The 13,920-nt window shown below is 71.5% G+C and carries 15 protein-coding genes; 7 read left to right on the top strand and 8 right to left on the bottom strand.

The features are described from left to right. The first annotated feature begins 2 nt into the window (after nucleotides 1–2). Nucleotides 3–689 carry a pyridoxamine 5'-phosphate oxidase family protein gene (locus IO24_RS0135585; protein WP_031143242.1) on the top strand — a complete coding sequence of 229 codons (687 nt, stop codon included), beginning with the start codon at nucleotides 3–5 and terminating at the stop codon, nucleotides 687–689. Then, nucleotides 689–1,321: an FMN-binding negative transcriptional regulator gene (locus IO24_RS0135580; protein WP_031143239.1), complete on the top strand. Its 633-nt coding sequence runs from the start codon at nucleotides 689–691 to the stop codon at nucleotides 1,319–1,321. The genes IO24_RS0135585 and IO24_RS0135580 overlap by 1 nt, the downstream gene beginning before the upstream one ends. A gap of 15 nt (nucleotides 1,322–1,336) precedes the next feature. On the opposite strand, the gene IO24_RS0135575 is transcribed toward IO24_RS0135580, so the two are convergent. The 3 genes from IO24_RS0135575 to IO24_RS0135565 form a co-directional block, all read right to left on the bottom strand. Further along, nucleotides 1,337–2,284: a DMT family transporter gene (locus tag IO24_RS0135575; protein WP_031143237.1), complete on the bottom strand. Its 948-nt coding sequence runs from the start codon at nucleotides 2,282–2,284 to the stop codon at nucleotides 1,337–1,339. Between the two features lie 227 nt (nucleotides 2,285–2,511). Next, a complete protein-coding gene (locus IO24_RS0135570; RefSeq protein WP_031143235.1) occupies nucleotides 2,512–3,516 on the bottom strand; it encodes an EamA family transporter in 1,005 nt (334 codons plus the stop codon). A gap of 84 nt (nucleotides 3,517–3,600) precedes the next feature. Beyond that, the gene (locus IO24_RS0135565) at nucleotides 3,601–4,149 is read right to left on the bottom strand and encodes a Clp protease N-terminal domain-containing protein (protein ID WP_037669348.1); all 549 of its coding nucleotides are present in this window, start codon (nucleotides 4,147–4,149) and stop codon (nucleotides 3,601–3,603) included. A 221-nt stretch (nucleotides 4,150–4,370) separates the two neighbouring features. On the opposite strand from IO24_RS0135565, the gene IO24_RS0135555 reads away from it, so the two are divergent. Next, nucleotides 4,371–4,799: a type II toxin-antitoxin system Rv0910 family toxin gene (locus tag IO24_RS0135555; RefSeq protein ID WP_031143230.1), complete on the top strand. Its 429-nt coding sequence runs from the start codon at nucleotides 4,371–4,373 to the stop codon at nucleotides 4,797–4,799. 58 nt (nucleotides 4,800–4,857) lie between these two features. On the opposite strand, the gene IO24_RS43745 is transcribed toward IO24_RS0135555, so the two are convergent. Further along, on the bottom strand, nucleotides 4,858–5,484 hold the full coding sequence (locus IO24_RS43745; RefSeq protein WP_078899498.1) for a PadR family transcriptional regulator: 627 nt from the start codon (nucleotides 5,482–5,484) through the stop codon (nucleotides 4,858–4,860). 165 nt (nucleotides 5,485–5,649) lie between these two features. Here IO24_RS43745 and IO24_RS0135545 point away from each other — a divergent pair, with 165 nt between their 5' ends. Beyond that, the gene (locus tag IO24_RS0135545) at nucleotides 5,650–6,468 is read left to right on the top strand and encodes a PhzF family phenazine biosynthesis protein (RefSeq protein ID WP_031143226.1); all 819 of its coding nucleotides are present in this window, start codon (nucleotides 5,650–5,652) and stop codon (nucleotides 6,466–6,468) included. A gap of 50 nt (nucleotides 6,469–6,518) precedes the next feature. Here the strand turns inward: IO24_RS0135545 and IO24_RS0135540 are convergent, their stop codons facing one another. Beyond that, nucleotides 6,519–7,319, bottom strand: a complete 801-nt coding sequence (locus tag IO24_RS0135540; protein ID WP_031143224.1) for a CPBP family intramembrane glutamic endopeptidase — start codon at nucleotides 7,317–7,319, stop codon at nucleotides 6,519–6,521. 69 nt (nucleotides 7,320–7,388) lie between these two features. Further along, a complete protein-coding gene (locus IO24_RS0135535; RefSeq protein ID WP_031143222.1) occupies nucleotides 7,389–8,906 on the bottom strand; it encodes a glutamate-cysteine ligase family protein in 1,518 nt (505 codons plus the stop codon). Nucleotides 8,907–9,449: 543 nt separating this feature from the next. On the opposite strand from IO24_RS0135535, the gene IO24_RS0135530 reads away from it, so the two are divergent. The 3 genes from IO24_RS0135530 (at nucleotide 9,450) to IO24_RS0135520 (ending at nucleotide 11,921) form a co-directional block, all read left to right on the top strand. Further along, nucleotides 9,450–10,034, top strand: a complete 585-nt coding sequence (locus IO24_RS0135530) for a hypothetical protein (RefSeq protein WP_031143220.1) — start codon at nucleotides 9,450–9,452, stop codon at nucleotides 10,032–10,034. Nucleotides 10,035–10,479: 445 nt separating this feature from the next. After that, entirely contained in the window at nucleotides 10,480–10,683 is a 204-nt protein-coding gene (locus IO24_RS0135525; protein WP_031143218.1) for a DUF5999 family protein, read from the top strand. A gap of 212 nt (nucleotides 10,684–10,895) precedes the next feature. Next, a complete protein-coding gene (locus IO24_RS0135520; protein WP_031143216.1) occupies nucleotides 10,896–11,921 on the top strand; it encodes a LacI family DNA-binding transcriptional regulator in 1,026 nt (341 codons plus the stop codon). 62 nt (nucleotides 11,922–11,983) lie between these two features. Here IO24_RS0135520 and IO24_RS0135515 read toward each other — a convergent pair whose 3' ends face one another. Then, on the bottom strand, nucleotides 11,984–13,033 hold the full coding sequence (locus IO24_RS0135515) for an endo-1,4-beta-xylanase (RefSeq protein ID WP_031143214.1): 1,050 nt from the start codon (nucleotides 13,031–13,033) through the stop codon (nucleotides 11,984–11,986). Nucleotides 13,034–13,087: 54 nt separating this feature from the next. Then, nucleotides 13,088–13,852 (bottom strand): carbohydrate ABC transporter permease, encoded by a 765-nt coding sequence (locus tag IO24_RS0135510; RefSeq protein WP_420823244.1) that lies wholly within the window; start codon nucleotides 13,850–13,852, stop codon nucleotides 13,088–13,090. Nucleotides 13,853–13,920: the final 68 nt, after the last annotated feature.

The following is a 13,920-nucleotide window of genomic DNA, read 5'->3' as shown; positions in this document are numbered from 1 at the left end:
CCATGCAGGGGACCGCGCAGACGCCGTCGCAACCCGCCACCGGCTACACCCCGACCGACCGCACCGTCCCCACCCGCTCCCCGGACCGGGCCTCGTACGACAGGGAGGTGGTGCACGAGATACTCGACGAGGGCTACGTCTGCCACCTCGGGTTCGTCCGCGACGAGGCACCGGTGGTACTGCCCACGCTCTACGCCCGGGTCGGCGAGCGGCTGTACGTGCACGGCTCCACGGGCTCGCGTCCGCTGCGGGCGGCCGGACAGGCCGACCCCGGTCTCGCGGTCTGCCTGACGGTCACGCACGTCGACGGACTGATCCTGGCCCGCTCGGCCTTCCACCACTCGATGAACTACCGCTCCGTGGTGGTGCACGGCATCGCCCACGACGTGACGGACCCCGAGGAGAAGCGGCAGGCCCTGGACGCGCTGGTCGACCACGTGGTGCCCGGCCGCTCCGCGGACTCACGGCCCGCCAGCAAGAAGGAACTGGCCGCCACCGCCGTGATCCGCCTTGATCTGGACGAGGTCTCCGCGAAGCTGCGCACCGGCGGCGTGAACGACGAACCGGAGGACCTCGCCCTCCCCCACTGGGCCGGCGTCGTCCCGGTGCGGCGCACCTACGGCACGCCGATCCCCGACCCGGGCCTCGCCCCCGGCACCGAACTGCCCGCCTACCTCGAGACCCTGTGATGCTGATCCACCCCTGGGACGCGCCCCGCGACGACACCGAGTGGCAACGGTGGCTGGCGGGCCACGACTTCGGCCAGCTCGCCGTCAACGGCCTGCCGGGCGAACCGCCCCATGTCCAGCCCCTGCACTTCGCCTACGACGCCGCACGCGGCGAGGTCGTCACGCACCTCGCCCGTCCGAACCCCCTCTGGCACGCGCTGGAGGCCTCTCCGGACGTCCTGCTGAGCGTGGTCGACGACTACGTGTTCGTACCCGGCCCCTGGCAGGCCGCCCCGGACGTCCCGCCCGAGCACGGCACCCCGACGAGCTTCTACACGGCCGTCCAGCTCCGCTGCCGCGCCCATGTCGTGGACGACCCGGCGGAGAAGGCCGCGCTGCTCAACCGCCAGGTCGACCACTTCCAGCCCCGGGGCGGCACCGCACGGGCAGCGGCGGGTGCGGCCCCGTACGGCAGGATGCTCGCCGGCATCCGCGGCCTGCGCCTCGAAGTGACGGACGTACGAGCGAAGTTCAAGTACGCGAGCCACAAGCCGGCCGAGGTCCGGGACCGGATCGCCGCGGGCCTCGCGGCCCGCGGCGGGCCGGGCGACTCGAGGGCCCGCGACCATCTCCTGCGCAGGCGGGAGGCGTAGGCCGCGAGGCCCGCCTCACACGGCCATCACCGGCTCCTCGCGCGTCCGGGCACCTCGCGCCTCCTCCACCGCGAGGCCCGCCACCGAGCCGAGCATCAGCAGGGTTCCGGCCAGCGTCGCCACCGTGAGGTGCTCACCGAGCAGGACGACGGCGAGCACCGCCGCGCTCACCGGTTCGAGCAGCATGATCACCGAGACGGTGGCGGACCGCACGACGGCCGCGCCGGCGAAGTACAGGCCGTAGGCCAGCGCGGTGGGGATGGCCGCGACGTAGACCAGCAGGAGCAGAAGCCGGCCAGGCTCCGCGGTGTGCGGCAGCAGTCCCTCCGCCAGGGCGAACGGCAGCAGGCACAGGCTCGTGACGGCGAAGGCCCCGGCGGTCCGGGAGGCGTCGGCCCCACCGTCGCGGCCCCACCGGCGGGTGAGCAGCGTCATCACGCAGTATCCGGCCGCGGACAGCAGCGCGAGCAGCACGCCCACGGGGCGTACGTTCGTGCCCCCGCCGCCGAGGACGAGCACCGCGAGCCCGGCGAGGGCACCCACGACAGCGACGGCGCCGCCCCGGCCCAGCCGCTCGGCCAGGGTCAGCCGGGCGCCGAGCGCGATGAGGACGGGCCCGGCGCCCAGGGTGACGACGGTGGCCACGGCGAGGCCGGTGGCGGAGACGGCCGCGAAGTACGCGGTCTGGAAGACGGCGAGCCCGAGGCCGGTGACCCCGGCCCGCACCGCCCGGCGGCGGAGCGGTTCACGCACGGGGGTTTCGGTGCGCGGCCGCAGCAGGCGGACCGCGAGCAGCAGTACGAGGCCTGCGGCGCAGCGCCAGAAGGAGAGGGCGACGGGCCCCAGGTCACTGGCCCGGTAGACCAGGGAGGCGGCCGCGCCCGCGGTGCCCCAGGCGACACCGGCGACGATCAGGTAGAGGAGGCCTCGCCCGATGGGCAGGCCGGGGGAAGTGTTCGACACGCGTTCTCTCCGCAGACGCGCACGAGGCGCCGCTCATGACGAGCGGTGGCCGGTGCGCGGAAGTTCGGGAAGGGCCCCGGGTCAGTCGGATCGGGGGTCCATGGACTTCGTCTGCGGGCAGCACCGTTCTGCGCGGCGGCGAATCGCCGGGCGCGGTTTCTCCGGAGGGCCCGCCTCAGGCGGCCGGAGGCGGAAGAACGAGTGCGTTCGAAGGCATGATCGACATCTTATGCGCCGGTCCCGTGCCTGGACAATTCCCTTTCGGGGCCGCCGCTCGCGACCGGCTGCCCCGAACCCTTCGAGGGCGTCGAGGACTGCGCGATGAACGCGCCCACCAGCACGATCGCCCCACCGGCGATCTGCGGCGCCGAGAGGTGCTCGCCGAGCAGGACCCAGGCCAGGACGGTGGCGATCACCGCTTCGAGGCAGGCCACGACTCCCGCGACCTGCGGGGAGAGCCGGCGCACGGCAATCACACCGGTGACGTAGGCGACGACCGTGGCGACGAGGACGATCCAGGCCAGCAGGATGACGGCGGCGACGGGCCTGCCGTCCATGCTCGCGGTGCCCTGGAGCACCGACCAGTCCATGGTCCAGGGCCGGGCGACGACGGTGAGCACGGCCGCGCCGACGAGCAGCCCGTAGGCGATGACACCGAGCGGATCGGGCGCCTCGTCCCCGGCGTCGCTGCCCTGGTCGGACAGTACGAAGTAGCCGACCTGACAGCAGGCCGCGCCCAGCGCGAGCAGCAGTCCCAGGGCGTCGAAGCCGAGGCCCGACCAGACCTCGACGACACAGGCGAGTCCGCCGACCGCGAGCACGACACCGACCGCGGCGGCACGCGTCACGGGCCGCTTCTGCACGAACCGCACCCAGCCCAGCACCAGCGCGGGCGCCAGGTACTCGATGAGCAGCGCCACCCCGACGGGGATCCGGGAGAGTGCGGCGAAGTAGCAGGCCTGGACACCGGCGACGGCGAGCAGGCCGAATCCGGCGAGGAGCCCGGGGCGCCGGCGCAGCAGGGCGCGGTGCCGCACGGCGAGCGGCAGCATGACCAGGGCGGCCCCGGCCACCCGCAGCCACACCACGTGCAGCGGCTCCAGGCCCGCCTCGATCAGCGGCTTGGCCGCGACACCGGATCCGCCGAAGGCCAGTGCGGACAGGAGCGCGAGGCCGAGCCCCACACCCCTGCCGCGCCCGCTCACGCTGCTGTCAGAGGTACGCACCGGCACATGATGGCAGGCCATGACAGGAGCGTCACCCCCTATGGCACCTGTCTCATAGCCTGGACGGGGCGAACGGCCCGCGCCGTGCGCTCAGTGACCGGCTTCGCCGCGCTCCTCGGCGCTGCCGGACCGGTCGCCGGACCGGGCGAACACCTCGCGCGGGTCGATGCCGGCCCGTTCGAGCACCTCGACCGCGCGCGCCTGCGGGTCGACGACGATCGCCGCGAGCAGGTCGGTGCCACTGGCCGGTCCGCCCCGCTCGGCGGCGCGTTCACAGGCGTACGCCATGCACGCGGCGGCGAGCGGGGAGAAGCCCGCCGTCCCCATCACCACGGGGACGGCGCCGGAGTCCTCGACACCGCTCTGCCAGCGCAGGCCGTAGCCGATGCTGCGCTGGACGAGATAGCCGAGCAACCGCGCGATCTGCGGCCCTTCACCGCAGATGGCGCGCGCCTCGGGGTCGGACTCCAGCAGCGAGTGGAGCAGATGGGCGGTGTCGATCTGCCGGTCCCCGTCCCGGACGGCCCGGCGCCGGGCACCGCTGACCACCGACGCCAGCTCGTCACTGAGCCTGACATCGTTGTCCACGCGCTGAATGCCGTGCTCATGGGCCGACTGCCGGGGGATACGGGGTTGCACATCCCCTACCCCATCAGTCCCGCGGGCCCGGGTCATCCCCGGCGGGAAGCATCTTCGCGTCCCACGGGAAGTGGACCCCGGAGGCCGGAATCTCCTCCTTGGGGAGGAGATCTGGCAGATCCAGCGGGAGGCACCAACCTGCTGACAGTTCGTCAGTCTTGAACATTGCGGCCGTGGCGACTACGTTCCGCGACACCCAGCCGACACGAAGAGGTGGTCGCATGGCCGAAGTCAGCGCGGAGGCACAGATCGGGGCGCCGGCCGAGAAGGTGTGGGCGAGGCTCACGGACTGGTCCGCGTACGGCGAGTGGAACGCCACCCACACGAGTTTCCCGGCGGGCGGCCCGGAACCCCTCGAGGTGGGCGCGACGTTCCAGGAGAACATGCGGCTCATGAACTTCCCGGCCGAGGTGGCGTGGACCGTCGAGGAACTGGAGCCGGCGCGTGTGCTCGCCATCCGCGGCAAAGGCCCGATGGCGGTGACCGTCGCGACGCGCTACACCCTCACACCCGACGGCGACACCACGACGGTCCGCATCGACGGCGAGTTCACGGGCGCGACGGTGTCTTTGATGGCGGGCAAGCTCAAGGACTCGGCCACGGCGGCCCTGCACGAGTCGCTGCGCAGGCTGGACGGGCTGGTGACCTGACGCCCGGCACGCAGAAGCGCCCCCGGACCACTCCGGGGGCGCTTCTGCTCCACGGGGTTCAGTCCTCGTCGGCGAGGATCAGATACAGCTTCTTGCGCGCATCGTTGATGACGCCGACCGCCTTCTCCCGCTGCTCCTTGCTGCCCGCCTTCCAGACCTGACCGAAGGCCTCCATCAGTCCGAAGCCGGCCTGGCGGATCTCGCCGAGGGCCTCCCAGTCGACCCCGCGGGAGGCTTCCTCCCAGGGCGCCTCGGGCCCTTCCCCGGCGGCCTCGCGGCCCGCCTCGGTGAGCGAGAACAGCTTCTTGCCGCCCTCGGACTCACTGATGATCAGCCCCTCGTCCTCCAGCAGCTGAAGGGTGGGGTACACCGAACCGGGGCTGGGCTTCCACGCTCCGCCGCTGCGCTCGGCGATCTCCTGGATCATCTCGTAGCCGTGCATCGGCCGGTCCTTCAGCAGGGCCAGGATCGAGGCGCGTACGTCACCGCGCCGCGCCCTTCCCCTAGGTCCCCCGCGCCCTCGTCCGCCCCAGGGGCCGGGACCGGAGCCCGGTCCGCCGGGTCCGCCCCAGCCTGGGCCGCCCGGCCCGAAGGGGCCGAAGGCCGCGCGCAGCCCTTCGAAGCCACCCCGACCGTGGTGCGGGCCGCCGTGTCCATGTCCACGCTCGAATCCGTGGGTACGCATCGCAACCACTCTCCATTCCATCGTTGATCTGTCGCGATGCTTCAACGATATATCGGTAACGCTCGCTCAGCAAGACCCGGCTCGCGGGCCCCGCCCGCCGCTAGCGGGCCACAACTCGTCCATTGGCCTTGGCCTGCGGCTTCGTGGGAGCCATAGCGTCGGGGCATGCGCATTCGAATCGTCGACGCCTTCACCGATCGCCCCTTCTCCGGCAACCCGGCCGGAGTCCTGCTCCTGACCGGCGCGGACACCTTCCCGGACGGCTCGTGGCTGCAGAACGTCGCCCTGGAGGTCAACCACGCCGAGACGGCCTTCGCCCACCCGCTCCCCGAGGGCGCCGAGGCCGACTGGGCGCTGCGCTGGTTCACTCCGGCCACGGAGGTAGCGATGTGTGGCCACGCGACCCTCGCCACCGCCCACGTCCTGCACACGACCGGCACCCACGAGGGCCCGGTGCGGTTCGCCACCCGCAGCGGCGTCCTCGTCGCCACGCCCGCCGCGGACGGCTCCGTCACGCTGGACTTCCCGACGGCCCCGCTCACCCGGGTCGACCCGCCCGGCGGCCTGGCCGAAGCCCTGGGCACCGAGCCGCTCACGGTCCTCGACACCGGCCCGAACGTGGGTGACCTGCTCGTCGAGGTCGCCGACGAGAAGACGGTGCACGCCCTCGCCCCCGACCTGAAGGCCCTCGCCGCTCACTCCGAGCGCGGCGTCATCGCCACGGCCCGCGCCGAGGATCCCGCCCGGGGCTACGACTTCGCCTCGCGCTGCTTCTTCCCGAACGTCGGCATCGACGAGGACCCGGTGACCGGCAGCGCCCACACCGCGCTCGCCCCGTTCTGGTCCGAGCGCCTGGGCCGCCCCCGCCTCACCGGACTCCAGGCCTCAGCCCGCTCCGGCCGCGTCCGCACGGAGCTGCGCGGCGACCGCACCCTGCTGACCGGCAGGGCGGTCACCGTCATCGAGGGCGAGCTGCTGGCCTGAGACGAGCGAAGGGGCGTACGACGGTGTCGTACGCCCCTTCGCTGGCTGCTTCACGCCGTCGGCAGCCAGCCCACCTTGCCCGCCAGCAGCCCGTACCCGACGAACGCCCCGATGTCGAGCAGCGAGTGGGCCACCACGAGCGGGCCGACGCGCCCCCAGCGGCGGTAGAGGTACACGAAGACGACGCCCATGACCATGTTCCCGATGAAGCCGCCGATGCCCTGGTAGAGGTGGTACGAGCCGCGCAGCACGGCACTGCCGGCCAGCGCGGCCGTCGGCGTCCAGCCCAGTTGCCCCATGCGGCGCAGCAGATAGCCGACGACGATCACTTCTTCCAGCACGGCGTTCTGGATCGCCGAGAGGATCAGCACCGGGTACTTCCACCACACCCCCGGCAGCGCCTCGGGAACCACGGTGAGGTTGAAGCCGAGACCGCGGGCCGCGAGGTAGAAGGCGATGCCGGTGCTGCCGATGACGGCCGCGATCGCCGCCCCGCGGCCGAGGTCGGGCCACGGGCGGGTGCGGTCGAAGCCGATCGAGCGCAGGCTCGCGTTCTCGCGCAGCAGGAAGTGCGCGACGAGCGCGACGGGTACGAGCGCTGTGGTGATCCCGAAGAGCTGCCAGGCGAGGTCGAGCCAGGGCCGGCCGGGCGCGGCCGAGGCGTTCATCGTGGCCGCCTGGTCCCTCAGCCCGCCCGGCTTGGTGACGGACCCGATGAAACTGATCAGCGCGGACACTCCGCTCGCGCCCAGCGACAGCGCGAGGACCAGCAGCGTCTCGTTGCGGAGCATCCGCCGTGAGAGCCCCTGCTGGGGAATGGAACCGCCCACCGGGCTCGCCTCCGCCTGCACACCCGCCTCCACTTCACCGACCTGTCGGATCAGTATGGCGGCAGCGGGATGGCACCCCGGCGGCGGGCGTCAGCCCAGCGACACCGGCTCCGGCAGGCCCACCGGCCAGCTGTGCACCGGGTCGCCCTGGTGCATCAGCTCGCGGTAACGCCGGGTCGTGGCGGCCAGGGCGTCATCCCGGGAGAGGCCCGCGTCCAGCGCCTTGTGGAAGGTGGCGGCCTGCCAGCTCGCCCCGTTCACCCGGCGCCGGCACCGCTCCTCGATCACGCCCAGGTACAGGTCCCGGTCGGCCGGCTCGACTCCCCAGGCGTCCAGCCCGGCCTCGGCGAGCGGCAGCAGCTCGTCGCGGATCAGGCTCACCGCGTCGACCTCGGTGGTGCCGCTGTACCGGCCGCGCCCGGGCCAGGTGAAGCGGGCGTCGATGCCGTCCTTGCACGCGGCGTCGAAGTTGGCGGCGGCCGCCTCGAACGGCAGCCGGGTCCACACCGGCCGGGACTCCTCGGCGAGGGCCCGGACGACGCCGTAGAAGAAGGCCGCGTTGGCGATCACGTCGATGACGGTGGGCCCGGCCGGCAGGACGCGGTTCTCCACACGCAGGTGCGGGACGCCGTCGGCGATGCCGTAGACCGGGCGGTTCCAGCGGTAGATCGTGCCGTTGTGCAGGACGAGTTCGGCGAGCGACGGCGTGCCGCCCTGGTCGAGCACCTTCAGCGGGTCCTCGTCGTCGCAGATCGGCAGCAGGGCCGGGTAGTAGCGCAGGTTCTCCTCGAAGAGGTCGTACGCCGAGGTGACCCAGCGTTCCCCGAACCAGGTGCGCGGCCGGACGCCCTGGGCCTGGAGCTCGGGCGGGCGGGTGTCGGTGGACTGCTGGAACAGCGGGGGCCGCGACTCGCGCCACAGTTCGCGGCCGAAGAGGAAGGGCGAGTTGGCGCCGACGGCGATCTGCGCGGCGGCGACCGCCTGGGCCGCGTTCCACACGTCGGCGAAGCGGGCCGGGGTCACCTGGAGGTGCAGTTGCACGGAGGTGCAGGCGGCCTCAGGCGCGATGGACTTCGAGGTGCAGCTCAAGTGCTCCACGCCGTCGATGTCGAGGGTGAACTCCTCGCCGCGGGCGGCCACGATCTGGTCGTTGAGGAGGGTGTACCGGTCGACGTCGGAGAGGTTGGACGACACCAGGTCGTCACGGTCGAGAGTCGGCAGAATACCGATCATCACAATACCCGCGTCGACCTCGCCGGCTTTCCGGTCGGCATATGCCAGTGACGTGCGGAGTTCCTCAGCGAGACGGTCGAATACCCGGCCCCCCAGGCGGTGTGGGGGAATGTTCACTTCCAGGTTGAACATGGCGAGTTCTGTTTGGAAATCGCGGCTCGCGATACGTTCGAGGACTTGCCCGTTCAACATTTTCGGCATGCCGTCGGCGCCCGCGAGATTCAACTCGATCTCCAGCCCCATGAGGTTCTTGGGGCGATCGAACCGCTGCTCCGCCAGGAGTCGCTCCAAGCCCGTCAGGCACTGACGCAGCTTGTCGCGGTAGCGCTGGCGATCGGACAGGTCGAACCGGCCTGCCACGACCTTCTCCCCCATCGAAGCGTCCCTCCTCGGATGATGCGGGCCGGGATCCGGCCACCGGGGTCCCGGTCAGGTGGAGGATGCCCAGCGAAAGCGATCGATAACGTCCCGGGCGGACCCGGCGGCCGCTACGCTGGTCACAAGTGACCGGTGGCACATTCACTCGGCATGACGCAGAGGCCAGGTTTCCGGACCCGGGAACTCGTGAAAAACGCCGACGAGAATGGGCCGACCGGTCCGCGGGCATTCGCCGAGGTCATCGTCGTGCACCCCCGTCCGGAACCGGGATAATTCTCGCGTATCGCCGACCGAATGTACCCTTGTTCTACTCACCGGAAACGGCTAGACGAAACACAGTCTGAACCCGTGTCGTATAAACTCCGCGAACAAGGCAGAAGGTTGGCGCCCACGGTCGATGGGTCCTGCCGTCGAGGCGACGCGGACCCCACCCCCCTCTCGTTCAAGACCCGGCCCCTGCCTCTCTGACCCTCGTGAGCTGACAGCGCCGTCCGCCCCCGCCCTCGCGCCACCGTGCCTTTGAATGAGAGGCGACCCACCATGCCGCTGCATGTCCCTCCGGCTCCCGCGCCCGCACTCCGTTCCGTCCTCACTGCGCTCTCCTCTCCCACCGCGGTCCGCGAAGCCCGAACTCCCTCCCTGCTCGGCACCCAGGGACCCGCCACACCCGAGCTCCCTCTGCCCGTGCACGTCCTCGACCACGTGACGGCCGAGGGCGTGTCCGCGACCCGGCTGGCCGGGTGGCGCTTCCTGATCCGCTGCGGCGACCGCGCCGTCGCCGCGGCGGAGACCATGCTGACTCCCGACGGCTGGGCCTTCTCCCACTTCTTCGAGGGCCCGTACATCACCTCCACCGAGCGCGCCCTGCGCCAGGCCGAGACGATGCCGCAGCCGTACCAGCCCCGCCTGCTGTCGGTACCCGGCCTGTACATGCTGACGCTCTGGCTGCACGAGGACTGCACCGCGGACGGTGCCGCCGGTCACCCCGCCGCCACCGACCTGCTCGTCCCGCTGGCGCCCGCGCCCCCCGGCATCGCGGCCCATCGCCCGCATCGCGTCGCCGAACTCCTCCCGGTGCTGACCCACCGGGCGGCTCCCACCAGACTGCTCGGCTCACCCGCCTGAAGCGCCTTCTCCGGACCCCGTCGCCGAATCGGGCGGCGGGGTCGTTCATTTACCGCCCCGGCCGTTCTCACGTTCGCCTTTTCGCTCGCACGATCGCCTTTCCGCTCATTCGACCGCTCGTACGAGCCATTGAGTGCTCGTACGAGCCGTAATGCCCTTCACCCCGAGCGGACTAGCCCTATCCGACCACTGCGAACCACCCGAAGGGACACCCCAGTTGGGATGAACCGTCCGCGCGGGTGATGCGTCATGAACCTGTGAGAAGCGGTGCCGCGAAATCCCTGCGGATCGACGCTCGTGGGGCAACACTGGGTTCCGACGATTTACACAACGGGGGGCGGCCATGAACGACACTTCTAGCCGCGGAACAGACACGACAACCGACTCAGCCAACTCGGACAACACAGCCTCATCGTCCGTCTCTACCCAGCGAAAGATCCCACCCATGTGCCAGCACCAGACCCAGTGCCCCTCAGCCGACTCCGCCGACCGGGAATCCGCCCACCTCGTGGCGCACCACCCGGAACAGGGATGGAGCCTGCTGTGCAACGGCGTGGTGCTCTTCGAGGACACCGGCGAGCTGCTGCCGGACGGCCGGGCCATCGCCCCGCACCGTCCGCTGGCCGGCCAGGTGATGACGGCCGCCTGAGGCCGTTCGGCGGGGCGGCCGCCCCGCCGGTCCGACATGAGGGGCCGGCCGCAGGACACCCTGCGAACCGGCCCCGACGCATGTCCGGGGGTCGTCACTCACCGTCACCCCTCGCGATATGCCGTTCCCGGGGCCGTACGCCTTTCCACGGATGCCCGTTTTCCGGAAGACTCCTGGAAGTTTCGCGGTCACCGTCGACGGAGGTGGGGCAAGTGGGAGCACGTGGGGCCGACGCCGAGGGCAAGGTCACGATCACCGAGATCGCCCGGCAGGCCGGCGTGTCCGTACCGACCGTGTCCCGGGTCGTCAACGGCCGGTCCGACGTGTCGCCGCAGACCCGTGCCCGGGTCGAGGACCTGCTGCGCCGGCACGGCTACCGCAAGCGCCCCGCGGCCCCGGGCACCCGTGCCGCCCTGCTCGACCTGGTCTTCAACCACCTCGACAGCCCCTGGGCCGTGGAGATCATCCGCGGGGTCGAGGAGGTCGCGCACGCCGCCGGGGTCGGCACGGTGGTGTCGGCCATCCACGGGCGCTCCGGTGACGCCCGCGAGTGGATGCGCAACCTGAGGGCCCGCGCCTCCGACGGCGTCATCCTCGTGACCTCCGCCCTGGATCCGACGCTGCACGAGGAGCTGCGGATCCTCGGCGTGCCCCTGGTGGTCGTCGACCCGGCGGGCTCCCCCGCCCTGGACGCCCCCACGATCGGCGCCGCGAACTGGTCGGGGGGCATGGCGGCCACCGAGCACCTGCTGTCCCTCGGCCACCGGAGGATCGGCTTGATCGCCGGCCCACCCCGCCTGCTGTGTTCCCGGGCCCGACTGGACGGCTACCGCGCGGCCCTGGAGGGCGCCGGCGTCCCGCCGGACGCGTCCCTCGTCGTCCCCGGCGACTTCCGCCCCGAATCCGGATTCACCGCCTGCAACGCCCTGCTCGACCTGCCCGAGCCGCCGACCGCCGTGTTCGCGGCCAGCGACCAGATGGCCCTCGGCGCGATCGAGGCGCTGCGCCGACGCGGGCTGCGGGTGCCCGAGGACATGAGCGTGGTCGGTTTCGACGACCTTCCGGAAGTCCGCTGGTCGGCTCCGCCCCTGACGACGATCCGCCAGCCCCTGGCCGACATGGGCAAACTCGCCGTCCGCACGGTGCTCCGTCTCACCCGCGACGAACAGCCGGACTCGCCGCGCGTGGAGCTGGGCACCGACCTGGTGGTCCGGGCCAGCACGGCACCGCCGGCCTGAATCCCGGCACCGGTGGGTGGCGCCCCACCGCCCCCTGCGCGGCAGGGCGCCGTCCGCCCCCGCTACCGTCCCCCGAGCGCCTCGCGTATCGCGAAGTACGCCGGCTTCGGGCGCAGTTCCTCGTCCCACGGCAGGGCCGCGCCCTCGCCCGGGAAGAACGCCGGGATCCAGGAGTACTTGTCGGTGTAATCCCACAGGGTGATGCCGACGCACCGGCGGACCGCCAGGCACGCCTCGGTCACGTCGCCGTACCACTCGGCCTGCTGGGCCAGCTTCTCCTCGGTCGCGGGCAGCTGCATCCGTATGTCGACCTCGGTCAGCGAGGTGTCGAGACCGAGCCGGGAGAAGCGGCGAAGGTTGTCCTCCAGGGTGGTCGGATAGCCGTACTGCAGGGCGAGATGGGCCTGGAGGCCGATGCCGTGCAACGGGACGCCCTGGGCCTTCAGCTCCTTGGCCAGCTTGTAGTACGCGTCGCTCTTCGGGCCGATCCCCTCGATGTTGTAGTCGTTGAGGTACAGCTTGACGCGCGGATCGGCCTGGTGCGCCCAGCGCAGCGCGTCGGCGATGTAGCCGGGCCCGAGCGTCTTGTAGAAGACCGACTCGCGGTACGTGCCGTCCTCGTTGAACGCCTCGTTGACGACGTCCCAGGCGAACACCTTGCCCCGGTAGTGCCGTACCTCCGTCTGGACATGCTTCTTCAGCACGGCCCTCAGCTCCCGGGCCGTCCACTCCCTGTCCGTGAGCCACCCGGGCAGCTGGCTGTGCCAGACCAGGGTGTGGCCGCGTACCTTCTGCCGGTTGGCCCGGGCGAGGTTCACGATCTCGTCGCCCTGGGAGAAGTCGAACACGCCCTGCTGGGGCTCGGTCGCGTACCACTTCATGCCGTTGCCGGGTGTGATCTGGTCGAACTCGCTGCCGAGCAGGGCCTTGTACGGCCCGTCGACGAGCTCGGGGTTGTCGGTGGCGCTGCCGAAGTAGCGGCCGTGCCGCTGGGCGAGGTCGGCGAGGGTGGGCTGCTGGTGACCCGCTTGGGCGGGGGTGCCGGCTGCGATGCCGGCGGTGACCAGGAGCGCGGCGACGGCGCTGACGAGTCTCAGACGGGTGGTGGGCATGGTGCGACTCCTCACGACAGGTGGGTGGGTAGAGCCGTACGTTCGTGGCGCGTGTCAGCCCTTGGTGGCGCCGGCGGTGAGGCCGCCGACGAGCTGGCGCTCGGCGACCGAGTAGAAGGCGAGGGCCGGGACCATGGCCAGCACCAGATAGGCGAAGACCTTGGCGTACTCCGCGGAGTACTGCCCCTGGAACTGCTGGACGCCGATCGGCAGCGTCCACCACTGCGAGTCGGTGAACACGAGCAGCGGCAGGAAGAAGTTGTTCCAGCTGGTGACGACGGCCAGCACGGAGACGGTGCCGAGCGCGGGCCGGGCCATGGGCAGCAGCACCCGCCAGAAGAAGCCGAACGAACTGCACCCGTCGAGCGTGGCCGCCTCCTCCAGCTCGCCGGGGATCTGCCGGAAGAAGCCCCGCAGGATGATGATCGTCATCGGCAGTCCGAACGCGGCCTGCGGGAGGATCACCCCGAGGGGGTTGTCCAGCAGGTCCAGGGTGCGCAGCAGCAGGAACAGCGGCAGGGCCGCCACCGCGAACGGGAACATCAGCCCCATGGTGAACAGCGTGAACAGCGCCTCACGCCCCCGGAAGGCGAACCGCGCGAAGGAGAAGGCCGACAGGGCGGAGACCGCGACGATCAGGACGGTCGTGCCCACCGCGATCAGCGTGCTGTTGCCGATCAGCCGCCAGAAGTCCCCCGAGCCGAGGATCTGGGTGTAGTTGGAGGTCACCCACGACTCGGGCAGACCGACCGGGTTGCGGGAGAGCTCGTCGGTGGACTTGAAGCCGGAGAGCACGGCGTAGAGCAGGGGGACGGCCATGACCGCGCCCACGGCGGTCAGGACGAGGTGCAGGCCCCAGCTCTTCCTGCCCCCACGGGCCTTCTGAC

The sequence above is a fragment of the Streptomyces flavovariabilis genome, assembly GCF_000725785.1.
GTDB lineage: Bacteria > Actinomycetota > Actinomycetes > Streptomycetales > Streptomycetaceae > Streptomyces > Streptomyces hawaiiensis.
This window is presented reverse-complemented; position numbering and strand designations above follow the sequence as displayed.

Excerpts from the sequence above, each read along its gene's own strand:
- IO24_RS0135580 (WP_031143239.1), top strand. The coding sequence starts at position 689 with ATGCTGATCCACCCCTGGGACGCGCCCCGCGACGACACCGAGTGGCAA.
- IO24_RS0135535 (WP_031143222.1), bottom strand. The coding sequence starts at position 8,906 with ATGGGGGAGAAGGTCGTGGCAGGCCGGTTCGACCTGTCCGATCGCCAG.
- IO24_RS0135585 (WP_031143242.1), top strand. The coding sequence starts at position 3 with ATGCAGGGGACCGCGCAGACGCCGTCGCAACCCGCCACCGGCTACACC.
- IO24_RS43745 (WP_078899498.1), bottom strand. The coding sequence starts at position 5,484 with ATGCGTACCCACGGATTCGAGCGTGGACATGGACACGGCGGCCCGCAC.
- IO24_RS0135515 (WP_031143214.1), bottom strand. The coding sequence starts at position 13,033 with ATGCCCACCACCCGTCTGAGACTCGTCAGCGCCGTCGCCGCGCTCCTG.
- IO24_RS0135555 (WP_031143230.1), top strand. The coding sequence starts at position 4,371 with ATGGCCGAAGTCAGCGCGGAGGCACAGATCGGGGCGCCGGCCGAGAAG.
- IO24_RS0135525 (WP_031143218.1), top strand. The coding sequence starts at position 10,480 with ATGTGCCAGCACCAGACCCAGTGCCCCTCAGCCGACTCCGCCGACCGG.
- IO24_RS0135545 (WP_031143226.1), top strand. The coding sequence starts at position 5,650 with ATGCGCATTCGAATCGTCGACGCCTTCACCGATCGCCCCTTCTCCGGC.
- IO24_RS0135510 (WP_420823244.1), bottom strand. The coding sequence starts at position 13,852 with ATGGCCGTCCCCCTGCTCTACGCCGTGCTCTCCGGCTTCAAGTCCACC.
- IO24_RS0135530 (WP_031143220.1), top strand. The coding sequence starts at position 9,450 with ATGCCGCTGCATGTCCCTCCGGCTCCCGCGCCCGCACTCCGTTCCGTC.